This window comes from Staphylococcus sp. IVB6181, from assembly GCF_025561445.1.
In the GTDB taxonomy this organism is placed as follows: Bacteria; Bacillota; Bacilli; order Staphylococcales; family Staphylococcaceae; genus Staphylococcus; species Staphylococcus simulans_B.
Genome location: NZ_CP095096.1, coordinates 2,199,796 through 2,223,771, shown reverse-complemented (window position 1 = coordinate 2,223,771; position 23,976 = coordinate 2,199,796). Strand labels below are relative to the sequence as shown.

Annotated in this window: 24 protein-coding genes and 1 pseudogene; all 25 read left to right on the top strand. The window is 37.0% G+C overall.

Annotation, left to right across the window (positions count from 1 at the left end; all coding sequences use genetic code 11):
* The first annotated feature begins 95 nt into the window (after positions 1–95).
* The 25 genes and pseudogenes from MUA90_RS10780 (at position 96) to MUA90_RS10660 (ending at position 23,939) form a co-directional block, all read left to right on the top strand.
* Positions 96–419, top strand: coding sequence for an HNH endonuclease (locus MUA90_RS10780; RefSeq protein WP_398577353.1), 324 nt, complete (start codon positions 96–98; stop codon positions 417–419).
* 192 nt (positions 420–611) lie between these two features.
* A complete protein-coding gene (locus MUA90_RS10775) occupies positions 612–971 on the top strand; it encodes a hypothetical protein (protein WP_262586842.1) in 360 nt (119 codons plus the stop codon).
* Positions 968–2,629 (top strand): terminase TerL endonuclease subunit, encoded by a 1,662-nt coding sequence (locus tag MUA90_RS10770; RefSeq protein WP_262586841.1) that lies wholly within the window; start codon positions 968–970, stop codon positions 2,627–2,629. Before MUA90_RS10775 ends, MUA90_RS10770 begins: the two co-directional genes overlap by 4 nt.
* Positions 2,630–2,643: 14 nt before the next feature.
* Positions 2,644–3,816 carry a phage portal protein gene (locus MUA90_RS10765; RefSeq protein WP_262586840.1) on the top strand — a complete coding sequence of 391 codons (1,173 nt, stop codon included), beginning with the start codon at positions 2,644–2,646 and terminating at the stop codon, positions 3,814–3,816.
* Positions 3,791–4,612: a head maturation protease, ClpP-related gene (locus MUA90_RS10760; RefSeq protein WP_262586839.1), complete on the top strand. Its 822-nt coding sequence runs from the start codon at positions 3,791–3,793 to the stop codon at positions 4,610–4,612. The genes MUA90_RS10765 and MUA90_RS10760 overlap by 26 nt, the downstream gene beginning before the upstream one ends.
* 56 nt (positions 4,613–4,668) lie before the next feature.
* On the top strand, positions 4,669–5,844 hold the full coding sequence (locus MUA90_RS10755; RefSeq protein ID WP_262588839.1) for a phage major capsid protein: 1,176 nt from the start codon (positions 4,669–4,671) through the stop codon (positions 5,842–5,844).
* Between the two features lie 15 nt (positions 5,845–5,859).
* Positions 5,860–6,162: a phage head-tail adapter protein gene (locus MUA90_RS10750; RefSeq protein WP_262586837.1), complete on the top strand. Its 303-nt coding sequence runs from the start codon at positions 5,860–5,862 to the stop codon at positions 6,160–6,162.
* Complete coding sequence (locus MUA90_RS10745; protein WP_262586835.1) at positions 6,146–6,508, top strand: phage head-tail adapter protein; 363 nt, start codon at positions 6,146–6,148, stop codon at positions 6,506–6,508. Before MUA90_RS10750 ends, MUA90_RS10745 begins: the two co-directional genes overlap by 17 nt.
* Positions 6,505–6,906 (top strand): HK97 gp10 family phage protein, encoded by a 402-nt coding sequence (locus MUA90_RS10740; protein WP_262586833.1) that lies wholly within the window; start codon positions 6,505–6,507, stop codon positions 6,904–6,906. The genes MUA90_RS10745 and MUA90_RS10740 overlap by 4 nt, the downstream gene beginning before the upstream one ends.
* Positions 6,903–7,304, top strand: coding sequence for a hypothetical protein (locus MUA90_RS10735; RefSeq protein ID WP_262586832.1), 402 nt, complete (start codon positions 6,903–6,905; stop codon positions 7,302–7,304). The genes MUA90_RS10740 and MUA90_RS10735 overlap by 4 nt, the downstream gene beginning before the upstream one ends.
* A 12-nt stretch (positions 7,305–7,316) precedes the next feature.
* Positions 7,317–7,892, top strand: a pseudogene (locus MUA90_RS10730) (major tail protein); the annotation flags it as partial.
* A gap of 66 nt (positions 7,893–7,958) precedes the next feature.
* The gene (locus tag MUA90_RS10725; protein ID WP_262588838.1) at positions 7,959–8,219 is read left to right on the top strand and encodes an Ig-like domain-containing protein; all 261 of its coding nucleotides are present in this window, start codon (positions 7,959–7,961) and stop codon (positions 8,217–8,219) included.
* A 71-nt stretch (positions 8,220–8,290) separates the two neighbouring features.
* Positions 8,291–8,467, top strand: a complete 177-nt coding sequence (locus tag MUA90_RS10720; RefSeq protein WP_262586831.1) for a hypothetical protein — start codon at positions 8,291–8,293, stop codon at positions 8,465–8,467.
* A 2-nt stretch (positions 8,468–8,469) separates the two neighbouring features.
* Complete coding sequence (gene gpG, locus MUA90_RS10715) at positions 8,470–8,829, top strand: phage tail assembly chaperone G (RefSeq protein WP_262586830.1); 360 nt, start codon at positions 8,470–8,472, stop codon at positions 8,827–8,829.
* A gap of 26 nt (positions 8,830–8,855) precedes the next feature.
* Positions 8,856–9,023, top strand: a complete 168-nt coding sequence (gene gpGT, locus MUA90_RS10710; protein ID WP_262586828.1) for a phage tail assembly chaperone GT — start codon at positions 8,856–8,858, stop codon at positions 9,021–9,023.
* Between the two features lie 46 nt (positions 9,024–9,069).
* Complete coding sequence (locus MUA90_RS10705; RefSeq protein ID WP_262586826.1) at positions 9,070–15,378, top strand: phage tail tape measure protein; 6,309 nt, start codon at positions 9,070–9,072, stop codon at positions 15,376–15,378.
* Positions 15,378–16,859, top strand: a complete 1,482-nt coding sequence (locus MUA90_RS10700; RefSeq protein WP_262586824.1) for a phage tail family protein — start codon at positions 15,378–15,380, stop codon at positions 16,857–16,859. Before MUA90_RS10705 ends, MUA90_RS10700 begins: the two co-directional genes overlap by 1 nt.
* Positions 16,860–16,876: 17 nt before the next feature.
* The gene (locus MUA90_RS10695; protein WP_262586823.1) at positions 16,877–20,386 is read left to right on the top strand and encodes a phage tail spike protein; all 3,510 of its coding nucleotides are present in this window, start codon (positions 16,877–16,879) and stop codon (positions 20,384–20,386) included.
* The gene (locus MUA90_RS10690) at positions 20,376–20,531 is read left to right on the top strand and encodes a hypothetical protein (RefSeq protein ID WP_262586822.1); all 156 of its coding nucleotides are present in this window, start codon (positions 20,376–20,378) and stop codon (positions 20,529–20,531) included. Before MUA90_RS10695 ends, MUA90_RS10690 begins: the two co-directional genes overlap by 11 nt.
* A 42-nt stretch (positions 20,532–20,573) precedes the next feature.
* Positions 20,574–20,867 (top strand): hypothetical protein, encoded by a 294-nt coding sequence (locus MUA90_RS10685; RefSeq protein ID WP_262586820.1) that lies wholly within the window; start codon positions 20,574–20,576, stop codon positions 20,865–20,867.
* A gap of 23 nt (positions 20,868–20,890) precedes the next feature.
* Positions 20,891–21,313 (top strand): hypothetical protein, encoded by a 423-nt coding sequence (locus MUA90_RS10680; RefSeq protein WP_262586818.1) that lies wholly within the window; start codon positions 20,891–20,893, stop codon positions 21,311–21,313.
* On the top strand, positions 21,297–21,692 hold the full coding sequence (locus MUA90_RS10675; RefSeq protein WP_262586816.1) for a hypothetical protein: 396 nt from the start codon (positions 21,297–21,299) through the stop codon (positions 21,690–21,692). Before MUA90_RS10680 ends, MUA90_RS10675 begins: the two co-directional genes overlap by 17 nt.
* Before the next feature lie 142 nt (positions 21,693–21,834).
* A complete protein-coding gene (locus MUA90_RS10670) occupies positions 21,835–21,942 on the top strand; it encodes a putative holin-like toxin (protein WP_262586814.1) in 108 nt (35 codons plus the stop codon).
* A gap of 157 nt (positions 21,943–22,099) precedes the next feature.
* Positions 22,100–22,528, top strand: coding sequence for a phage holin (locus tag MUA90_RS10665; protein WP_262586812.1), 429 nt, complete (start codon positions 22,100–22,102; stop codon positions 22,526–22,528).
* Complete coding sequence (locus MUA90_RS10660) at positions 22,509–23,939, top strand: SH3 domain-containing protein (RefSeq protein ID WP_262586810.1); 1,431 nt, start codon at positions 22,509–22,511, stop codon at positions 23,937–23,939. Before MUA90_RS10665 ends, MUA90_RS10660 begins: the two co-directional genes overlap by 20 nt.
* Positions 23,940–23,976: the final 37 nt, after the last annotated feature.

Here is a 23,976-nt window from a genome sequence, read left to right as displayed (position 1 = left end):
TCAATTGCAAAGACACGCACGATCAATACTATATTATATTCAGGCATGGCACTCAGTGTCATGTCTTTCTTTATATCGGCAAAGAGGTAAGGCATATGAGCGAGTATTCAGATTATATAGACAGACGTGATGAGAACCGTAAGTTCTATATGCGGGCAAAGTGGCGTAAGACACGTGAGCAAGTATTGAAACGCGATCATTATGAATGTGTGCATTGCAAAGCAGAAGGTAAACTCACGATTAATCAACACCAATCTTTGGAAGTGGACCATATCATACCTTTAGAAGAAAGGCCGGATTTAGCATATGACTTAAGTAATCTGCAAAGCCTTTGTAATAGTTGTCATTCTCGTAAGCATGGTCGTTTCGCATTCAATCCAAATAATAAAAAGAATAAGTACGATGATGAAAAATGGTGAAATAAATTATAAAATAAATATTTGTATAAAAATTATTAAATCCCCCCGGTTTTAAGAATCCCATACCTAAAGGATTTAGCGGAAACCGGCGCTTGGCTCGATTCTATAACTATAACTTATTTTTATTATGATAGAGGGTATCTATAACTTAAAATTATGATTATAAATATTTAAGAAAGGGGGTAGGGGTATATGAATAAACGTAGTTATCTGCAAGAAAGTCTTACGAGAGACCAATTAAAAAGAATAGAAGCTGCTGAAAAAATGTTAATGTCAGTTATTGACACTGATAACGATATGGAAATTGAGAAAGTGGAACGCTACAGTAATCTGTTGCGTCTTTTTTATGCATTGGATACTGCTATTGATGAAATGGGACCTATGTCGCATATAAAAAACGGCAGTCAAGAATACATTAAACAAAACCCAGCTATTGCAGAAAAGAATCGTGTGAATGGTGCATTGCTGTCTTTAGAAAAATCGTTTCAATTAGACAAACGTGCTGAAGAAAAAAGGAAACTCGAAGCACAGAAAGGACCTGAATTAACATGAAGATACCAAAGCATGTGACAAATTATATAGAGAAAATTAAAGACGGCACTGTCATTGCTAATAAAAAGCGTATCGAATTGGTAGAATTCCTTGAAACGCATATTTTAACACGAGACGATTTGTACTTTGATACTCAAAAAATCGAGGATTATATTAAATTCAGTGAAAAATGGTTTTTTGAATTACGAGACTTTCAAAAATTTATATCTTGCTTTGTTTTCTTATACGAAGAGCAGACACTCACACCGTACTTTTCCGAATTCTTTATCTCTATGGCACGTGGCGGAGGTAAGAATGGTTATATCAGTACCCTCGGCGCATTCTTCATGACTCCGTTACATGGCATTCCCAAATATAACATGTCTGTTGTGGCTAATAGTGAAAAGCAAGCTAAAGTATCTTTCGAAGAAATACACGATATGATTGAAAGTAATGATTTAGCTATTAGTAAAGAAAAACCTAACAACCCTTTCTATCTAAGTAAAGTATATGTAGAAGGTCTTTCAACTAAATCACAATTTCTTTTTGACACATCAAATGAAAAAACAAAAGACGGCGCGCGTGAAGGGTGCATTTTCTTTGATGAAATCCATGCTTACGAGAAAGACACGATTATCAATATCAAGCGAAGTGGTTTAGGTAAGGTTGCACATCCGCGCACATTCTATATTGGGACTGATGGTTATGTCAGAGATGGATTTTTAGATCGTTTGAAAGAACGTGCTAATAACGTACTTAAAGGTGAATCAGTGGAAGACAGATTGTTTCCGTTTATCTGCAAAATAGACGAAAAAGATGAACTTGATAACCCTGATGTGTGGGAAAAGGCTAATCCGATGTTTGAAAAACCAATGAATGCTTATGGACAGCAACTTTTCAAAGAAGTTAAACAACAATATTTAACACTTAAGTTTAATCCTTCAGGACGTCCTGAATTCATGACTAAGCGAATGAATATGCCAGAAACAGATTCTCAAAGTGTTGTCGCACCGTGGGATGATGTTCTTGCAACTAATCGTGCAATGCCGCCTATGGAGAATGAAGAGTGTATAGGTGGTCTCGACTATGCAAGTTTAAAAGACTTCGCAGCAGTTGGGTTGTTATTCAGAGATGGTGAGGATTATGTATGGAAAACACATTCATTTGCGCGTAAAGCATTTTTAAATGAGTATCAATTAAAACCGCCAATTAGAGAATGGGAACAACAAGGGCTACTCACGATTGTGGACGAACCTACCATACATCCGCAGCATATCATCGATTGGTTTTTAGATGCGCAACAAAACTATGGATTAAAGAAAGTGATAGCAGATAACTTCCGTATGGATCTGTTGCGTCCGATGTTTGAAGAAAATGGTATTGATTATGAAGTTGTAAAAAACACACGTGCCATTCAGTCACTGCTAGCACCGCGTGTGGAAGATATGTTTGCGCAACATCATATTATATTTGGAGATAATCCGCTTATGCGCTGGTATACAGGGAATGTGGTTGTCAAAATTGATAAGTACGGTAATAAAACGTATGAAAAGAAAGAACCTATCCGACGTAAAACAGATGGATTCCAAGCACTTATTCACGCGTTGTATAGAGCGGATGAATTGAAAGCATCGACAATTGATGAAGAAATTGACTTCTTAAGAGGTCTAAAATTTTAGAAGGGAGGTAGCTTATGGGATTATTCGACAGTGTATTTAAACGTAATTCTGAGCTTGAATGGATGTACGATTTAGAACTCCTGCAAGATACAAGTAAAAAGGCTTATTTAAAGCAGATTGCACTAAATACAGTTGTGGAGATGGTAGCACGAACCATATCACAAAGCGAGTTCAGAGTGATGAAAGGTAATGTTAAAGAAAAAGACCAATTGTACTATCAATTGAATGTCCAACCAAATAAGAATCAAAACGCTGTCGATTTTTGGCAGAAATTTATTTACAAATTAATCATAGATGATGAAGTGCTTGTTGTTAAGAATGACGACGGGTACTTTTTTATTGCAGATGATTTTTATCATGAAGACGAATTAGGTTTATTACCGCATAAATTCACAAATGTTATGATTAATAATTTTGAGTTTAAACGTGTATTTTCAATGGATGATGTTATTTACTTACGCTATAACAACGAAAGGTTAGAACAGTATTCATTAGGTTTATTTGAAGATTACGGTGAAATTTTTGGCAGAATGATTAATCTACAGCTCATGAATAATCAAGTCAGAGGTACGTTAAATATTGATGTTACTCAAATGAGAGGAGAAAATAAACAACAAGCTATTCAAGAGTATATAGATATGTTGTTTGACTCATTTAAAAACAACTCTATTGCGATTGCACCTTTAACAAAAGGATTGAGTTATGAAGAGCATTCAAGTAAAGGTTCATCACAAGGCTCACAAGAGTTTAAGGAGCTTGAAGAATTGAAACGCACTATTTTAACAGATGTTGCGAGAATGATTGGCGTTCCTCCATCCTTAGTTCTAGGGGAAATGGCCGACCTTGAAAAAACAATTGATTCTTATCTTAAGTTCTGTATCAACCCTTTGCTGCGTAAAATTGAATCTGAATTGAATGCTAAATTTTTCTATTCAGATGAATACCTAAAAGAAGATAAACACATTCGTGTTGTAGGCATTGATAAGCGAGATCCATTACAAATGTCAGAAGCAATTGATAAATTAGTAAGCTCCGGTACATTTACACGCAATCAAGTCAGAATCATGACAGGCGAAGAACCGGCAGATGACCAAGAACTTGATAAATTTATTATCACTAAGAACTTACAAAGTGCTGACGCTTTCAAAGGAGGTGATAATAATGCAGAAAGTAATTCCACAGTTTAAAAATGAAATTAAGGATAACACACATATACTTACATTAAATGGTGTGGTGGCCTCTGATGAATTTGATAATACGATTTCATCTAAATTCGTTGAAAATTCTTTGGATGGGACTGATAAAGATATTGTCATTAAATTAGCAAGTGCTGGCGGAGATGCATTTGAAGGTATCAATATTTACAACTATTTAAAAAGCCTAAAAAACAATGTGACGATTGAAATTACTTCAATCGCTGCAAGTGCTGCGTCATTGATTGCTATGGCCGCAGATAAAGTGATAATGCACAATGGCGCAAATATGATGATACATGAAGCTTCTACAATGGCATTCGGCAATAAATCTGACATCCAAAAAACACTTAATGCTTTAGAAAGTGTGGATACATCTATTATTGATATTTATCACGAACGTACCGGCATTGATAAAACAGAGCTGTCACGAATGATGGCAAATGAAACTTGGTTGACTGCAGATGAAGCCGTCAACAAGAAATTTGCTGATGAAAAAACGAAAGCGAAGGGGGTTGCCAATATGGAAAACAAAGAATTAGTTGCAATGTTGCAAAAACAGCAACAAAATCTAAATCAACTTATTATGAATATTACAGAAGGCGATAATCAATCATCTCAGTCTAACGAACCAAATAGCAATGAAACTTTAGATCAACGTGTCGCAAAATTAGAAAATGATATTAAAAACATTAAATCTCGATTAGATGACTTAGAAGGAAACAAAGGCGGTAATGATAATGAACCGCCGCAACAACCGCAAAACAAATTTAATAAATTTGCATTTTAACTAGCCTCTCGTGAGAAACGAAGGCTATTTATTATGCAAAAATTAAGGAGGAAACTATTATGGGCGATATGAAAGCTAATAATACTAAATTAAAGAATTATCATGAACATAAGGCAAAATTTGCCAACTTAGTGCAAAACGGAGCATCGGACGAAGAGCAATCAAAAGCGTTCGGTGAAATGTTTGATGCATTATCAAATGACTTACAAGAAGAAATCACAGCAGAGGTGAATAATCGTGTTGTAGACAACGGTATTCTTGCCAAGCGTGCAATCGATCCATTGACTTCAGAAGAACGTAAATTCTTCAACGAAATTAATTATGAAACAGGATATAAAGAAGAAAAATTATTACCAGAAACAGTCATCGAAAGAATCTTCGATGATTTACAAAATAACCACCCGTTACTTTCTAAAATTAATATTAAAAATGCAGGTATTGTCACTCGTATTATTCGCGCTGAATCTAAAGGGCAAGCTGTATGGGGCAAAGTGTTCGGAGAAATCAAAGGTCAATTAGATGCTGCGTTCAGTGAAGAAGAATTCAAACAATCTAAACTAACTTGTTTTGTAGTTATTCCTGATGATTTGAAAATGTTTGGGCCACAATGGATTGAACGTTTTGTACGAACACAAATTCAAGAGGCTATTTCAGTTGCTTTAGAGGATGCGTTTTTAAATGGCGGAGGCGCTTCTAAAGACCAACCTGTTGGGCTAACTAAGAATATTAATGATGATAATGGTGCTGTGACGGACAAAGAAAGTGCGGGAACGTTAACGTTTGCTAGTTCTAAGAAAACAGTATCTGAAATGAAAGATGTTTTAAAAGGTCTTTCTGTAGATAAAAAAGGTCGTGAGATTAACATTGATGGTAAAGTAGTGTTCGTTGTTAACCCACGTGATGCATGGGATATCCGAGCGAGATACACATACTTAACTGCGAATGGTGGGTATGTTACAGTGTTACCTTACAATGTAGAAATTATCACGTCAGAATTTGTAAAATCAGGTAAGCTCGTTGCATTTGTTAAAGACAGATATGACGCAGTGCGAGGTGGAGGGCTTACAATTAAAAAATTCGACCAAACTTTAGCTTTAGAAGACGCTATTTTGTTTACAGCTAAGACATTCGCTTACGCACAACCGTTAGATAACAACGCTTCAGCGGTTTACGATTTGAACTTGGATTCAATTGAAGATAAACCTCTAGATGATAGCTTACCAGAAGTATAAAGTGGGTGAATACTAATGAAACAAATAATCATTAGTGAAAAAATGTTGGCGTCCTTTAAAAGTTACGCGAAAGTTAACCACACTAGCGAAGATGAATATTTAAAAGATCTTATCGCAAAATCGTACGCTAATCTTCAGTCAAGGTTTGGCGATTTTGATATTGAAAGTAATCTTGTTGGTCAGGAATTAGTCTTTGCGCGTACCCGTTACGCTTACGAAGATTTAACCGAATATTTTAACGATAATTATCAAGATGACCTTGTTCATTTTGGTTTAAATAATGTTATCGGAAGTGATAGAGATGAAAACAAAGTTTAAAAAACCATTTATCACTACCAAAAAATTAAACACATGGGTTCAATTCTATGAGTATATTGATAACGAAGGCCCAGAAGCTGGCCAAAAAAGAAAACAAAGACTCTATGAGTGTTGGGCTTATGTGCCGAGATGGAAAATGACTGAACTACAGCAAGCAATTGATAGTGGTACAGAGCATGACGTCAAAATATTTATAAGAGAAACTCATGGCGAGTATATCCCAAAAGATACTCATTATGTTTCAATAGATTCGCCATATATTCAACAGGACTTAAATATTAAAATTGTCCAACCCGATGTAGAAAACGAACAATTTTTAATGTTGCAAGCAGGTGTTAAATCATGAGGCTAAAAGCAGAAAAAATTGATCTGAGCAAAGAGTTGGAAAAGCGTATCGGCAAAAGACAATTAAATCGCATCATTGATAAGGCGTTAGTTGAAGCAGGCAAAGTGGTTTTAGAGGCTGTGAAAGCCAATATAAGATATTTTAGAGATACAGGTGCGGAATATGGTGAAGCTAAACTGTCTGACCCTAAATGGGAAAGAGGTCAAAGAACAGTGAGAATTTATTGGGAAGGTGAAAAACACCGTTACTCAGTTGTACATTTGAATGAGAAAGGTTTTTATGGGCGTGACGGTAAATTTGTAAAAACTAAAGGTATGGGTGCAATTGATATAGCTTTGAGAGCCTCCCGAGAACGATATTTTAAGGTTTTTGAAGAGGAGGTTCAGAAGTTTATATGAAAGATATTTTAGCGGAAGTTTACAACCTATTAATAGAAGACGAACAATTGATGCAATGGGTCGAAAAATCTAACATCAAATTTAATCAATACCCAGATGTCAAAGATAAAATAAAGCCCTATATAGTCATTGATGACTATGATGACCCTATACCTGAATGGCATTCAGATGGAGAAAGAATCGCTTATAACTATGCTTTTCAAATTGATGTTATGGTCAAGTATAGCAATGAATACAACGCTAGAAAAAGACGTAATGAGATTTCAAATAGAATTAGTGAAATTTTATGGAAAAATCAAATTAAACATGTAAGAAATTTAGGTAATGAATATGATAAAGATTTAGCTTTGTATCGTTCGACTCGACGGTATGAGGCTATTTTTTATGAAAATTATTAGGAGGAATTATAAATGGTCAAACATGCTAAAACACCAAAATCATTTATTAACGTTAAAGATTTAGGATTTGCATTATTAGAAACGGATGAGGCAGATGGCACAGTTAAATATACAAAAATTACACAGACGCGTGGTTTGCAAGAAATTTCTGTGGAAACAGGTGGAGAAGTTGTAAACGCTTATGCGGACGGCGGTATTATCGAATCAGGAAATACTGATGGTGAAGGTAAAATCTCAATGACAATGCATGCGTTCCCTCAAGAAATTCGTGAATTAATTTTCAATGAGGTATACAACAAACACGGTGTTTATGCTGAAAAACAAGGTAAACAAAATAACTATGTAGCAGTGTGGTTCAAACGTGAACGTAAGGACGGCACTTTTCAACGTGTCGGATTAACAAAAGTGATGTTCTCCGACCCGCAAATCGAAGGTAAAACATCGAAAGAAGATTGGGAGTTCAGCTCAGAAGAATCTGAAGGTACTGCAATGCACCGCATTGCGGACGGCAAGCGCAAAATCTTATTTGATTCTGCTAAAGAAGATGCGAATGAAGGCGAATTTTTCAAAGAATTATTTGCAAACGAAGAAGGATTAGAACTAGTAGATGTCGAAGAGGATTTTAGTGAAGCAGAAGATGTCAAAGTAAGTAAAGTGACTATCGAACCATCTTCTGCAGAAGTGAAAGTCGATAGTACAACTCAATTACGCGCTTCAGTAGAACCGAAGGAAGCTAAAAACCAAAAAGTAACGTTCAGCACTGAAGATACAGAATATGCAAAAGTAGATGCTGATTCAGGCTTAGTTACAGGGGTTCAAGAAGGACGTGCTGTAATTACTGCGACTGCTCAAGACGGCAGCGGTCAAAAAGCAACTGCAACAGTAACGGTACAACCAAAAGGATTTGAAATGTAAGTTTAACGGCGACTTTAACAGGTCGCCTATTTTTGTATACAAAAATAACACTCGTATAAAGGAGTGAAAATATGGCAAGATATGAAGTTTTGAAATCAAGTAAAGATAAAGAAACAAACGAAGTATTTCACCAAGGAACTACAATTGATAAAACGATTAAATATATTAATGAACATGAATCTAAACTTGAAAAAGCAGGGTATGAATTACCTTTCTTTAAACGAGTAGATAAAAAAGGAGAAGATTAATAATGACTAAACTCAAACGCAACTACATCCAATTAGTAGAAAACCCAAATGCAGAAGAAATCAAAATGGAAACATACTTAACGCCTCATTTTATTCCGCTTGATGTGTTATATGAAGCAACGGATATTATGGTTGAGCTTGAAAAAGTAGATTCTGGAGAAGTTGAAATGAGCTTCGGCGAGCAACTGGACAAATTAATCGACGCTGTTGTAAAAATCTATGGCAAACAATTTACTAAAAAAGACGTTAAACAGCGTTTACATGCACCGGATGCAATTGAAACACTTCAGAAACAAGTCGAATTTATTGCTAATGGTCAGCAGGACGAAGAGACAAAAAAGTTTATCCAGAGCATAAGCTGAAATCTGATGATTTGACTTATGAAGGTATGCAAAGGAATTTAGATAAAGTTGTGAAAGATATGATTGAGAATGGTATGGCACCGGATCAAGTGTTAAAAATGCCGTTTTATTATTTATTGCAAATTCTAGATGAACGACATACCAATCAAGTTATATCGGATAGTAAAGCAGACGCTTTGTTTTCAGCATTGTAAGGGGGCGTGAAGCTCCCTTTATTTTTTTGTTAAGGAGGTGCGCTATATGGCAATTAAAGGCCTATCAATACTGATGGATGCAAAAGACATGGGTGTTCAACGTACGTTACAACAAATCAAAGGACAATTCAAAACATTGTCGAGCGAAATGTCACGATCATCCAATAATTTCAAACACACTGAAAAATCGATGCAGAGCCTTAAGCAACGTTCCAAAGAACTATCTAAAGGAATTGCGGTTACTGAAAACTCTATGAAAGAAATAGCATCGCAATTAAAGCGTATGAGCGATGAAGAACGCCGTACAAGTGTTCATGCCGAAAAACTCAGAAATGAATACAGTCGTCAACATAAAGCATTAAACATATATCAACGACAATTACGCTCAACAGATAAAGAGATGAAGCAGTTCAATAATACGACGAAGCGTTCTGTATTTTCGATGGAAAAAGTCAACACAATTTTAAGTACCATGCGTAAGCAGCTCAATATTGCAAATATGAGTTTTGAACGTGCGGGTAAATCTACAAAGAGTTATCAGAATTATTTAAATCAACTCAGTGTAGTTATGAATAAACACAAAAGTACGATACAAGTATTAGAATCGCGTTATAAAAAAGTTGTGCGTGAACAAGGCAAGATGTCGAAAGAGGCTATTGATTTAAAACAAAAAATATTGCAAGAAAAACAAGCCTTGAACGTTCTGGACAAACAATATAGAGACACCGCCGTGGAAGCTAAGCGTTTTTCCATGGAGCAACGTACATTGACAATGTCTATGTCGCAAATTAGAAAGAGCATTGCATCAGTAGCGACTGCATTAAAAATAAGTGCTTCTAAATTTAAAATGAGCGGGCAAACTGCTCAATCATATAAAGCACGCATCGCTGATTTAAATAACACCATGCAGAAGCAAAAACTGATTGTACAAAATTTAAGCAGACAATATGATTATGCTAAGCGCCAATATGGGGAAACGAGTAAAGAAGCACAAGAGTTGAACCTAAAATTGACTGAGGAAAGAGTGCGTTTAAAGTCTTTAAACAATCAACTGAAAGAAACGACAAACGCGCACAATCGTCTAGAGATGGAGCAAAAACAAGGTATCGCTTCCATGACCCAAATACGTGCGAAAATGCAAAGTTTTAACGATACATTATCATTATCACGCAGCAATTTAACGCGTGCGGGTCAAAGTGTAAAAGCATATGATGCGCATTTGAAAACACTTAAAAATAATATGATCCAACAGCGAACAGTATTGCGGGAGTTAAGTGCACAATACAAATTTGTCGCTCAGTCTCAAGGTAAAAACAGTCAAGAAGCAAGAGAACTGGCAAGTGCCATCACTCAACAAAAAATACGCATGAACGAAATTGAAAGCGAAATCAAACAAACATCAAATGCTTATAAACAACTTTCAATTGAGCAACAACGTGCGCAGCGTTTAAATGCAACTGCTTTTGGCAGAGGTGTACAATCTGTTAATAGATACAAAGACTCGCTGCGAGGCATAACTTCTACAATGCGCTCTGTAGGAACAGGCGCAATGATTTATATGACCTTGCCCGCCATTGCTGCTATGGGAAAAAGTATTAAATCTTCTATTGAGTGGGAACAAGCACTTGCAGGTGTAGCTAAAACTACAAATATGAGCGGTTCAGAGCTGAATAAAATGGGCAATGAAATTACTAATATGAGTAATAAAATGCCGTTTGCTGCAACAGAAATCGCCGGTGTGGCTGAAAGTGCAGGCCAGTTGGGTGTTAAGAAAAAAGATATTACCGCATTTACGAAAACAATGTTAAATCTAGGAGTCGCTACTAACTTAACTGCGGATGAAGCAGCTACAGAATTTGCTAGATTCGCTAACGCAGCAAAAATGCCTATAACTGATGTAGATAGATTGGGTAGTACCGTAACTGCTTTAGGTAATACAACTGCCACTACCGAAAAAGAAATCGTTGAAATGGGGCAAAGGTTAGCTGGAGCTGGCGCACAAGCAGGATTCAGCGCTGACCAAATAATGAGCATTTCAGCCGCAATGAGTAGTGCGGGAATAGAGGCTGAAGCTGGCGGTACTGCAATGACTCAAATTATGAATAAGATGACAAAGGCAACAGCTAACGGCGGTTCAGAGCTTAAAGCATTCGCTAAAACATCAGGAATGAGTGCGCAGGAATTTGCGCAGACGTGGGAAAACAACCCAAGCAAAGCATTGAGCGCATTTGTTAAAGGATTATCTCAAACGCAAGGCGGAGCCAAAGGTGTAATCGCTGCATTAGACGCTGTAGGTATTAAAGGTGTACGTGAAGCGGACACTGTACGTCGTATGTCTAATAATCACAAATTGCTTGACAATGCTTTGAAAACTGGTGCTGAAGGTTGGAAAAAGAATACTGCACTCACAGATGAGGCACGTATTCGTTACGAGACAATGGGTTCTAAACTTCAGGTTCTTAAAAATACGTTTATTAACTTTATGCGTACAATTGGCGATGCATTAGCGCCTTTTGTAATTAAATTGTCGGATGCTTTAACCGGAGTATTTAAACATTTGCAAGGAACGAGTGATGCAACAAAAATTGCCATAACCGTTTTCGGAATTATGGCTGCGTCTATACCGCCATTGCTTATCGGTCTAGGACTGCTCGGAAGTTCGATAACAAATATCGCAAGTGCAGTAACAATTTTAAACGGCACAAAAGGCGGAGCTGCATTCTTTAGTTTATTTAACGGCGGTATTAAATCAGTATTGCCTAACATTGGTCAAATGCTCACTAAAATACCGTTATTGGGAAGTGTATTTACGCTGCTTACTGGTCCAATCGGTATTACTGTTGCGGCTATCGCAGCATTGGGCACAGCGTTTATAATTGCTTATAAAAAATCCGAAACATTTAGAAATATTGTTCATGCAGTCATAGATCCGGTTAAAAATGCTATTATTTCATTGTGGAACGGTATCAAAGCTTTTGCTACAGGTATAAAAAATGTATTCAGCGGAGATACTGCGGGCGGTTTTAACATATTTAAAAAAATATTGCCGAAAGAAGCAGCAACTCAACTAACAAGCACATTATTAATGATTCGTGGTGCTTTTAGAGAATTCTTCACATTTATCAGAACGACGTCAGCAGTTTTCGGCGCAGCAATGAGAGCATTTTGGAAACAGCACGGTTCAACAATCATTAATACTTTTAATGCTATAAAAGCTGCCGTAGGTTTAATATTAGGATTCTTATTCAATAATATTATTAAACCGATACTTGCTGGAATCGGAAATCACTTTAGAATAATTTTCGGTGGATTAAAAGCGATCGTTATCAATGTATTTACCGGTATTAGAATGGTTGTACAAGGCGGTTTAACTGCAATCAACGGTATTATCAACATTTTTAAAGGTCTGTTTACTGGTAATTTCCGTTTGATGTGGCAAGGTATTAAACAAGTCTTTAGCGGTGCATTAACAGCGATTGGCGGTATGTTACGTCTGACATTTGGAAATCTTTTAACATTCATAAAGACAATCGGATTAATGATGTTAAATGCTTTTAGAACAATATGGACAATTATAAAGAATGTAGTAGTTGGTTTAGCCAAAGCACTGGCATTCAGTGTTCGTGCGACTATTACAGCCTTAAAGACAGTAGTGATTGCAATATTCACAGCTCTATCTGTTGCTGCACGTAATATATGGAACGCTTTAAAGAATGCAGTATTATCAATTGTTCGTGCATTGATTTCAGGTATAAGAGCATTATTTAATGGTCTTAAAGCAGCGCTGACTAACATTTGGAACGGGATTAAAGCGATTTCGCTTAGAGTATGGAACGCAATCAAAAATAGTGTGATCGCAATTGTTAGAGCATACGTCAATACAGTCAAAACGATTTTTAATGCTTTAAAGAATGCAATTTCATCAATTTTCAGTAGCATTAAAAGCTTCTTCATTCGAGTGTGGACTGCAATTAAAAATAGCGTTATTGCAATTATTAAAACATATGTAAGAACAGCAAGATCTTTATTCAATAGTCTAAAATCATCGATAACTTCTATATTTAATAGCGTTAAGAGCTTTATGATTAGAGTCTGGACGTCGATAAAAAATCGTGTCGTTTCTCTAGTCAGTCAATTATATAGGAATGTAAAAAGTATATTTAACAATGTTAAACGTACAATAATGATGATTTTTAATAGTGTAAAGCGCTTCTTATATTCGATTTGGACAAGTATTAAGAATAAACTTACGCAAATTGCACAAAATATCCGCGATAATGTGGCAAAAAGGTTTAATAGCCTAAAAAGAGCAGTAGTAGATATTACAAGTAAGGCAAAGCAATATTTAATTAATGCGTGGAATACGATTAAATCAAAACTAACAGGTATTGCGCAGAGTATTAAAAGCAAAGTTGTTGCTACTTTTAATAATATGAAAAACGGGCTTGCGAATATTATCGGTAAAATCAAAGACCACATCGGCGGCATGGTTAGCGCCATTAAGAAAGGTTTAAATGGATTAATTGACGGTTTAAACTGGGTAGGTTCTAAGTTGAGCTTGCCTAAAATACCTAAATTATCAACTGGTACACAAAGAATTAATCGCCACGTCAGAACAACATCTGATGGTCGATTAAAAGATGGTACTATGGCTATTGTGGGTGATAAAGGCCCAGGTAATGGAAGAGGTATTGATGGTAGACGTGAATTAATTCAATATCCAAACGGACGTACTGCGTTAACACCCGCAAAAGACACCACTACATTTTTACCTAGAGGATCACGTGTCATAAGTGGCGGAATGCGACAAAAATACGAAGAAGCTGAAGGTGCAGGTATGTCACCTCGCTTCAGCATAGGTACATTGCCGAGATTGAGTATAGGTACGTGGTTCGGCAATGCCAAAGACTGGGTCGGTGATAAGCTTAAAGGTGCCGGTAAAGCCGTAGGTAATAGCGCTAAATGGCTATCCGACAAAATCGGAGACGTTATGGACTACATGGACAATCCAGGCAAACTACTTAACAAAGTACTTTCTATGATGGGCGTCGACTTCAACTCCCTTACAAAAGGTATGGGTGTTGTCGGAGATATTACGCGTGCTGCGTGGAAGAAGATTAAAAAAGGCGCAATTGATTGGATAACTAATGGATTTGAAGCACAAGCGGGCGACGGTTCGGTGTTTGAAGGTTATGGAATCCTACAAAAATATTCTGCTCCGCCATATCCACCCAACCCAAATTATCCATTTAATGGCGGAGTCCATCACGGTGTCGATTATGACATGCCTGTTGGTACGCCTGTGCGCACACCGATGGCTGGTCGTGTCAGAAGTTGGTACGACAGCTACGGCGGCGGTAATGCTATCACTGTTTCAAAAGGCAAAACATTCTTATGGTTCATGCACCTTAGCAAGCAGCTTAAAAAAACAGGAGAACAAGTTAAAGTAGGTCAGCTTGTAGGTAAGTCTGGTAACACAGGTTCTATGACGAACTACCGACACTTACATTTCCAAGTCAATCAAGGTGGCGAAGCAAACCGTTACTCAATCGAACCGACAAGTTGGCTGAAGAAAAATGACAAAACCGGCGGTGGCAAAAAAGCACCCGGTGGCAGCGGTGCAGCTAATGCCCGCAGAGCAATTAAGGCCGCTCAAAATATCTTAGGTGGTCGTTACAAATCAGGTTTTATTACAAATGAAATGATGCGTGTTGCCAGCCGTGAATCCAATTACACCGCAAATGCTGTCAATAATTGGGACATCAACGCACGTAACGGTACACCTTCGCGCGGTATGTTCCAAATGATAGATCCATCATTCAGAGCATATGCCAAATCAGGCTATGGCAACCCATTAAATCCGACGCATCAAGCTATTTCAGCAATGCGCTATATTGTAGGTAAATGGGTGCCGCGTATGGGCTCTTGGCGTGCAGCTTTCAAACGTGCAGGTGACTATGCATACAAAACTGGTGGGCTTGTTCATAATGGGTTATATCATTTAGGTGATGACGGTTACCCTGAGTGGATAATCCCTACCAATCCTAGACGTGCAGATGACGCAGCTAAATTACTCGCCTTAGCTAACAATGATATTAGTAAGAATAAGCGCCCTAAAAACTTTAGTAATGCAACGTTGAGCAATAATGACAACAGTAAGTTAGAGAAAAAGTTAGACACAATGATTGGCTTATTAATCAAACTTGTTGGTTCTAATGAAGAAATTGCAAATAAGGATTACGAACCAGTGATTGATAATTTCGGTTTGGGTGAGTTTATAAATAGAACCGTAGATAAACGTGAGAGCAATGTATCACGTAAACAAAGATTTAATACAGGAGGTGTATTTGCTTAATGAACGATACAGTAATAGTAAATGATAAAACGCTTCCGTGGCTTTTTGTTCAAAGAGGGTTTAAAATACCCTCTTTTAATTTTGAAGTAAAAACGAAAGAAGTACCCGTTAGAAGAGGATCAGTATACCAAGGAAGAGAATTGAAACAGTATGCGTTTGAATTACCATTGGTTATTCACAATGACTATTTATCGCATAATGGCTTTAAATCGCACGACGATATATTGAATGAACTCGTCAAGTTCTTGAATTACGATCAAGAGGTTAAACTTCAATTCAAATCAAAATCATGGTATTGGAATGCGTTTTTTGAAGGACCGATCGAGTTATTTAACAAAACTGAAAATCAAATCAATGTGGTTAATTTAAAAGTGGTTTTAACTGACCCGTACAAGTACGCTATAAAAGGTAATAAAAACACTGCAATCTCTGACCAGGTCAGTATTGTCAATTCTGGCACAGCTGACACGCCTATTATTGTTGAAGCGAGAGCGCTCAAACCATCAAGTTATTTTATGATTACTAAAGGTGATAAGGATTATTTTATGATAGGTGACGATAACGTTAATAAGGTCTACAAAAACTATCTTCCTTCGATTTATTCATCTGAAATTACGACAATGGTGGACTGGAGCAAACAGTCTACGATTGATTTTACAGACAATTATACAGGAGGCGGAGTCGGCGGTTACTTCAAACAGTCTGAAACTAAGGACAGTGTTTATTTAGAACCCGAAAGTGTTGAAGGAAAAGGCTGGATTGGCGGTATGTATAAGCGCAGTTATACTAAGTCTGCACAAGATTTTCGTTCAAGCGTACGCTTTATTATAGGACAGAAAAACAAGGGTGCAGTCCGTGCAGCACAATACATCTATGATACAGATAATCGTGTCATTGCAAGTTTAGGTTACGTGAACCCAAGCCCAACACAAAATATAGGACGTGTGATTATCACATTATTCGACCAAAGCGGTAATCAACGTAAAGTATATGAGTATGCTAATTCGCCGAAAGTACAAAGAATGAATGATTTTGTTATCTATGTTCAAATCAAGCGTGTAGGCAACGAATTTACATTGAGAAGTTGGAAGTATACAGATCAGAAACAACGCGTAATCTTTGATGAACACCGCCAAGTCTTTACAGATCGAGGAAACTTTTATAAACGACCTGTATCCAGCGTGAGCGTGTATGAAGGTAAGCATGGGACAGACAAAACGTTTCCTGTTTTTATCGCTGGAACTTTTAACCATGAAATACTGCCAAAACCACAAGATGCTAACGATATGATTATCAAAGAAGGAGACAACATCCTTATCGATACGCGGAGCAATCTTGTAATGGTAAATGAAGAATCATTTTTAACTGAAAAAAGCTTTGGCAGTAATTTCTTTAATATTGATTCGGGTCATACAGAGTTGATGATTTATCCTGAAAAGACTTTCGATACAACAGTTAAATGGCAAGATAGATACTACTAGAGAAGGGAGGGTTTGATATGATTCATGTTTTGGATTATCAAGGTAAGATTATTGATTTTATAGCTCAAAACGATAATGCAGTTATCAGTGCGGTGCACCATAAAAATATAAATGAACGATCTGAAACGTTTGATTTTACAATATTGTCTGAGCGCGCTGAACATTTGCAAGACAGAAACAGAATCATTATACAAGATTCGAATGAACAGTATCGTGAGTTCATTATTGAACATACCTCACAAGATATCGACGGCTATACCGAGGTAGAAACCAGCGCCAGTTATTTAGAAGATATTTCTAAAAGCAAACCTTACAGTCCAGGTAAATTACCTAGTATGACCACATCACAAGCATTGAGAGATGTATTAAAAGATACAGGTTGGCAAGTTTCGGATAGAACTGAATACGGCGGCACACGTTCTACTTCTTGGACAAGTTTTCAAACACGTTATGAAGTATTGATGCAGTTATGCACGACGTATAAAATGATTCCTGATTTTTATGTGGAAGTCGGGCGTAATCGTGTAGAAGGAAGATATGTTGTATTAAAGACGCGCGCTCCTTTATTCAAAGGCAAAGAAATTGTGTATGGTAAAGATTTGCTAGAAATGAAGCGTACAGTAGATATGACTGAAATTAAAACTGCATTGCTTGCCAGCGGACCACAAAAGGAAGATGGGACACCAGGTATCACGTTGACTGTCAAAGATGATGAAGCAAATAATCGATACAGTCTTCCAGGACGGTACTTGTGGGGGATTTATTCACCTGAAACTGAAGATGAAAATATGACTGAATCACGTTTGCGTACTTTAGCAACTACTGAATTAAATAAGCGCAAAGCAGCTGCTATCAGTTATGAAGTTAAAGCAGCAGATATTAAACGCTATTACCCACATGAAGTGATTCGTTTAGGTGATAAAATCAGAATTAAAAATGAAGATTTTGTACCTAGTTTATATCTGGAAGCAGAAGTAATCGGTGAAGATTACGATTTGATTTCTGGAGATTCCGAGTACAGTTTTGGGGAGTATAAGGAATATGCAGAATCCGAACTCAAGAAAGCGTTCGAGCAAAGATTACGCGACATTCAACAAAAGCTGAATGATAAAGTAAGTAATATTAATACAATTATTGAACAGACACAAGCAGGTAATCTTGAATACTTTGAAAAGAAAATCATAAAAGGTGCGCATCCTCCTAAAAAGCCAGTTAACGACTTGCTATGGTTAGATACCAGTAATCCTGATGTTGCTGTATTAAAACGATATTGGAACGGAAGATGGCTCAATGCGACTGCTGAAAAAGCTGAAGATATTGGTGCAGTTACACGAGAGAAAGCATTATACAGTGAGTTAACCAACACATTTATAAACTTGAACATTCAACACAGCAAGTTATTAAGTGAAGTGTATGAAGTGATAGACAGTGAATATTTTGTTGATACTGAATTGAAACAACAGGTTCAACAAAATTTAGATAATACAATCAATACCTATAATGAAATCAAGACAAATCTTGATAGTATGAAACCGGAAACAGCCACAATCGGCAAACTGGTCGATACACAAGCACTGTTTTTAAAATATCGCGAATTACTGCAAACATTATACAATTCATTAGAGAATGCAAAGATTGCAATAGATGATCGCTTCAAATTATTGCAATCGCAATATACAGATGAGAAATTCAATGAAGCTATGCAGAATGTAGCGTCTAAATTAGGGTTAACAGTTAATGAAAATAATCAACTCGTTGGAGAGGTTGATGTTTTTAAACAAATTGATGAATCTGTGCGTGAAGTGACAAATCAAATGTTAAGAGATTATGTCACTTCTTCACAATATCAAAGTGATCAACAAGGGATTATTGAAAGATTAAATAGTTCTGATTCAGAAAGAAAACAACTTTCTAATCAAATTGCGGATAGAGTTACAAGGTCTGAATACGAGAATGATGTTGGACAAAAGCTTATTAATTCTAAAGCTGAAGTATTAATTGAAGCTGAACAAACATCGAACCGTGTTTCGAAAGAAATATTTAATGAAAACAGTAAAACTTTAGAAAGATACACATCAGAATTTATCAATGATGTTTCGAGCGGTATGTTCTTTAACTATGATGATAACGGTAATATTCAATCAGCGAATATTGGGAGAGATGGCATCAAATTAAAAGGCGACCGAGTTAATATTAAAGTTAATAAAGACTTTAAAGTCATGGCTAATGCTATTGATAACAAAGTTGGTAAACATGAAGTTATTAACAGTATTAATGTATCGAATGAGGGTATTGCGATTGATGCAAATAAAGTTGGTATACGTGGTGGAGACGGAACGACGTATCTCGACATTCAAAATACAAAACTATTGTCGCGTGGTTTCTTTGAGAGAACGTGGGGCGGTGAAACAGACCGTCCTTACTGTAAATTAGGTATTTATGATGGGCATCTTATCATGCAAAACGAAACATCGGGTAGAAACTTATATTTAACTGAAAAAGGTCTATCAACTACAATGGCTGGTAACTTAAAAGGGACAAGCGGTACATTGCAATTCCACTTTTTAAGTCCTACAGATAATACAGAAGGTGTAAGGCTGCATTCGTATTACGGCATGGTATATCTGCAATCTCAAGAAAATCGTGTTTATATTCGTTCAAAACAAACGACTAACATTGAAACTGCTGATGCGGGTATATATTTAAGACCTTACACTCTTACTAGACAAGGGGTTAACGAGTTTAGTTATAAAGTTATAGAGGCAGATAACGCGTCAGACACTGATGGTTATTTTATTTACGGTGAAGTTTCTAATCCGGATGGATTGGCAGGTTCAGGTATTCGTTTCAGAAAAAAAGGTGTTAAAGGGAATGAGACCGGAGAGTACGAGCCGATGATATATGCAACAGATAATGCAGGCAATGCGAACACTGGATCGTTTAGTGCTAGAAACTTTTATGGCGACTTAAAAACAAGACTTACACATTTATATATCATGGCTGATAGTAACGGTGGCGAAATACGCGCAACAAGCCTTTCAGGAGAGAGAGGCAAAAAGACAACGTATGTACCGATTCGTGCATTAACGATGTCCACGCAATCCGCGTTAGGGTTTACTAACCACAGCAAGGGCGGTACGTACTTTGGTGTAGGCGCTGATCCTAAGAATAAAATGTATGTAACAGATGTTAACGGTTATAATAACGGCAGACCTCAATATAGACCAGTTGTCGCATCTGCTTTTACAAACGGTTCTAAGGCAGAATATAAAAAGAATATTATGCCTTGGCATGGTGATGCACTTAAAGTTATCGATAGTACGGAATTATATACTTTCAATTACAAAGGGAACTACGATAATCAAACACATCACGGCGTCATTATCGGAGAAGGTTATCATACACCGAATCAGTTTATTCAAGATGACGGCGTCAACCTATATGATATGCTCGCACACAGTATGAGGGCGATACAGCAATTAAATGAAAAAGTAAAAGAATTGGAGGACAAACTGAATGGAAGATAAACAATTACAACCACAAGCAAATAAAGTGATTGAAAATTTATTGGAAGAAGTGGCTAGATTGACGAACGAAAACGCGCAATATAAAGCTTTATTACAACAATTATTAGATGAATCTCAGAAAAATGACCGTGGTGTAAGTGAGTAACTTATACCACTATTTTTATACCAATTTTTAGGAGGATTTTTCATGGAAAACAATATTATTGGAAGAAAAGAAAGAATTATTTTAGTGCAAGTAGACTTAGACAAAGAAGAAGGTGAGCGTGTTATAGCAAAAAATTTATATGGCGGTGGTTATAGTGCGTTCCAATCACCGGACCAAGCAACGTCTTTTGAAGATGAAGAAAAAGCTAAAAAGATTTCGAAAGCTTTAAATAGTTTGTATGAACTCTCGGGAGACCAATACCGTGTACGAATCGCTCGTGAAGTGATTAATAGAGAATTTATTGATGAATTAGAAGAAGACTCTGAAGAGGAATAACCCGATAGAAAGCAGGTGTTTTGATGAAAAGAACGGATTTAGGCGAAGCACTCGCTTTTGTGATGCTTGCAGGGTTTGCAATTTTTACGTTCATGAGAGGTTTATTTTGGTTTGTAGAAGATGACGAAGTGATTGCAGATTCGGAATTTTATTCAGCTTTGAATGATGTAATGTCTATTTGGGTATGGGGCTTATTGCTGATGATTGTAGCTATCATTTTATTTGCAGCAGCGTGGTTGATACCTAGACATCGACTAACAAACACGTGTCAATTTTTATTGATTATCGGCGGTATCGGTGCATCAATTATTTACTTTTTAATGGCAAGCGCAAGTATATACAATGCGATTAACTGGTTGACATGGGCGCAATTCGCGGTATTGACTGCTAAAAGCGGTGCTATAGCATTTATCGGAGGCATGATGTTCAATGACAAACGACAATGAATATCTAGCCAAACATGAATTCGAAGCCGCTAAGAATAAGATATACGAACGCATTAACGATAATGACCGAAAGCATACAGAGGCAATCAACACATTAGAGAAGACAGTCAATCGGCAGATTTTATTGCAAGAACGATCTTTTGAATCGCAAGAACGTTCTGAAAAACATTTAGAAAAGTTAAATGGAACAATGGAACGTTTAGGCGATGAAGTGGTTGATATTAAGTATAAAGTCAAAGCGCACGATGATACTTTGCATAATGTCCAAAGCGTTATCTCTGAAAAGCAAAAAGGTAACGCGCAAATTACAGTAGCAATTATATCAGGCGTAGTTGCGGTTATCGTTGCGGCATTCGGATTTGCGCAAGTCTTTTTCTAAGTCGGCGCACTGCGTCGGCTTAATATTAATGAATGTGTTAAAATAGAAAAGCGAGCAAGTTGGATAGATGGTGGCTATCTGAGTATAAGGAGGTGATGCCTATGTCGGCATTACTTGAATCTTTAGAAAGGAGACGCCCTTTGTGGTATCTATTGTAGATGCGCTACAACTGATGATTAGTTTCGGTATGTTTATCGTTGCCTTAATCAGTTTAGTCATTGCAATAATTAAAATTAACCATAAAAAATAACCATTCCCCAACTTTGGCCAAGTAGGAATGGTTAGATTATAATTCTATAATTCTGAATAGCCACCGTCTTTTTAACGGGTTCGTAAGGGGACTCACTATATTGTGAGTCCTTTTTCTATATTCAATTTAACACAGAATATAGAGAGGAGCAAATGAAATGAAAATAAACATGAAATTAAGATTTAAAAACAAGGCAGTGCTGACTGGATTAGTCGGTGCTGTTTTATTATTTGTGAAACAAGTGACTGAGTTATTCGGATTAGATTTATCAACGCAATTAGAACAAATAAGCGCCTTAGCGGGTACAATTATTACTTTGCTTGTCGGCTTAGGTGTTATTGTAGATCCGACAAGCAAGGGGATTAAAGACAGCGGTATTGTACAAACTTATACAAAGCCTAGAGATAGTAATAATACAGATGAAATGGTTCAGTGGCAGAATCAAGCACATGCGCCTGAAGTACAACAGTTCCAACCTAAAATATATGATACAACGCAGCCTTTTACAGATGATTCAGATGAAATCGGATTTGATGTGAACGAATACGAACATGGAGGCGGTTCAGATGACAGCAAAACTGACTAATAACGAAGCAATCGCTTATATTAATGAGTTAAAGGGCAAAGGTTGGGATTTTGACGGTGTTTATGGCTGGCAATGTTTTGATCTAGCTAATATGTACTGGTATAAATTATTTGGACATGGTCTTAAAGGTATAGGTGCTGCAGACATTCCTAACGCTAATAATTTTGATGGAGAAGCTGTCATTTATCCTAATACACCTTCGTTCAAAGCAGAACCAGGGGACGTTGTTATTTTCAATAGAAGTTACGGCGGGGGTTATGGTCATGTTGCTATTGTTACGAACGGAAATATTGACGGTAACTATAATACATTCCAATCACTCGACCAAAACTGGTGGGGCGGCGGTATGGCCAAAACAGAAGTCGCTCAGCTTATCAATCATAATTATGACTTTCCTATGTGGTTTATTCGTCCGAAATATAAAACGACACAAACACGTTCAGAACAATCACCAACACAAAGTGTTAAAAAAGCTAATTCTAAAAAGAAAGCAAAACCGGTTAAATTAAACATTGTCAAAGATGTAGTAAAAGGGTACAACTTACCCAAGCGTGGATATAACCCAAAAGGGATTGTCATACACAACGACGCTGGAAGTAAAGGGGCAACTGCACAAGCGTATAGAAATGGTTTAGTCAATGCGCCATTGTCACGCTTAGAGGCAGGTATTGCTCACAGTTATGTCTCGGAAAATACCGTTTGGCAAGCATTAGATGAGTCACAAGTCGGTTGGCATACAGCCAATCAATACGGAAACAAAAATTATTATGGTATTGAGGTCTGTCAATCCATCGGTGCAGATGACAAAACATTTTTAAAAAATGAACAAGCTGTATTTCAAGAATGTGCAAGGCTATTGAGAAAGTGGGGACTACCCGCAAATAGAAACACTATCAGATTGCACAACGAATTTACATCTACATCTTGCCCACACAGAAGCGCAGAGCTTCATACAGGTTTTAATCCAGTCACGCAAGGGTTACTGCCTAAAGATAAGCAATTGAAGCTTAAAGACTACTTTATTAAGCAAATTAGAGCTTATATGAACGGTAAAGTACCTGTTGCTACAGTTAATCAAGGTACAAGCGCATCAAGTAATACAGTAAAGCCAGTTGCAGGAGCGTGGAGACGCAATAATTATGGTACTTACTATATGGAAGAAAAGGCGCGGTTTACGAACGGTAATCAACCAATTATGGCGCGAACTGTTGGGCCTTTCACAAGTTGTCCACATGCTTATGACTTTCAACCGGGTGGCTGGTGTGATTATACAGAAGTAATGCTTCAAGATGGCCACGTTTGGATCGGTTATGACTGGCAAGGACAGCGATACTATTTACCAATCCGTACATGGAACGGTGTCGCTCCGCCTAATCATGGTGTAGGCGACCTTTGGGGTAGAATCAGTTAAATAAATATGCTATATTCAAAATAGGCCGTTGTTTTTC

Coding starts and splice junctions, on each gene's coding strand:
- MUA90_RS10780 (WP_398577353.1), top strand. CDS start 96: ATGAGCGAGTATTCAGATTATATAGACAGACGTGATGAGAACCGTAAG.
- MUA90_RS10685 (WP_262586820.1), top strand. CDS start 20,574: ATGGAAAACAATATTATTGGAAGAAAAGAAAGAATTATTTTAGTGCAA.
- MUA90_RS10690 (WP_262586822.1), top strand. CDS start 20,376: ATGGAAGATAAACAATTACAACCACAAGCAAATAAAGTGATTGAAAAT.
- MUA90_RS10680 (WP_262586818.1), top strand. CDS start 20,891: ATGAAAAGAACGGATTTAGGCGAAGCACTCGCTTTTGTGATGCTTGCA.
- MUA90_RS10660 (WP_262586810.1), top strand. CDS start 22,509: ATGACAGCAAAACTGACTAATAACGAAGCAATCGCTTATATTAATGAG.
- MUA90_RS10775 (WP_262586842.1), top strand. CDS start 612: ATGAATAAACGTAGTTATCTGCAAGAAAGTCTTACGAGAGACCAATTA.
- gpG (WP_262586830.1), top strand. CDS start 8,470: ATGACTAAACTCAAACGCAACTACATCCAATTAGTAGAAAACCCAAAT.
- MUA90_RS10740 (WP_262586833.1), top strand. CDS start 6,505: ATGAGGCTAAAAGCAGAAAAAATTGATCTGAGCAAAGAGTTGGAAAAG.
- MUA90_RS10750 (WP_262586837.1), top strand. CDS start 5,860: ATGAAACAAATAATCATTAGTGAAAAAATGTTGGCGTCCTTTAAAAGT.
- MUA90_RS10705 (WP_262586826.1), top strand. CDS start 9,070: ATGGCAATTAAAGGCCTATCAATACTGATGGATGCAAAAGACATGGGT.
- MUA90_RS10695 (WP_262586823.1), top strand. CDS start 16,877: ATGATTCATGTTTTGGATTATCAAGGTAAGATTATTGATTTTATAGCT.
- MUA90_RS10745 (WP_262586835.1), top strand. CDS start 6,146: ATGAAAACAAAGTTTAAAAAACCATTTATCACTACCAAAAAATTAAAC.
- MUA90_RS10760 (WP_262586839.1), top strand. CDS start 3,791: ATGCAGAAAGTAATTCCACAGTTTAAAAATGAAATTAAGGATAACACA.
- MUA90_RS10665 (WP_262586812.1), top strand. CDS start 22,100: ATGAAAATAAACATGAAATTAAGATTTAAAAACAAGGCAGTGCTGACT.
- gpGT (WP_262586828.1), top strand. CDS start 8,856: ATGCAAAGGAATTTAGATAAAGTTGTGAAAGATATGATTGAGAATGGT.
- MUA90_RS10735 (WP_262586832.1), top strand. CDS start 6,903: ATGAAAGATATTTTAGCGGAAGTTTACAACCTATTAATAGAAGACGAA.
- MUA90_RS10720 (WP_262586831.1), top strand. CDS start 8,291: ATGGCAAGATATGAAGTTTTGAAATCAAGTAAAGATAAAGAAACAAAC.
- MUA90_RS10770 (WP_262586841.1), top strand. CDS start 968: ATGAAGATACCAAAGCATGTGACAAATTATATAGAGAAAATTAAAGAC.
- MUA90_RS10765 (WP_262586840.1), top strand. CDS start 2,644: ATGGGATTATTCGACAGTGTATTTAAACGTAATTCTGAGCTTGAATGG.
- MUA90_RS10675 (WP_262586816.1), top strand. CDS start 21,297: ATGACAAACGACAATGAATATCTAGCCAAACATGAATTCGAAGCCGCT.
- MUA90_RS10700 (WP_262586824.1), top strand. CDS start 15,378: ATGAACGATACAGTAATAGTAAATGATAAAACGCTTCCGTGGCTTTTT.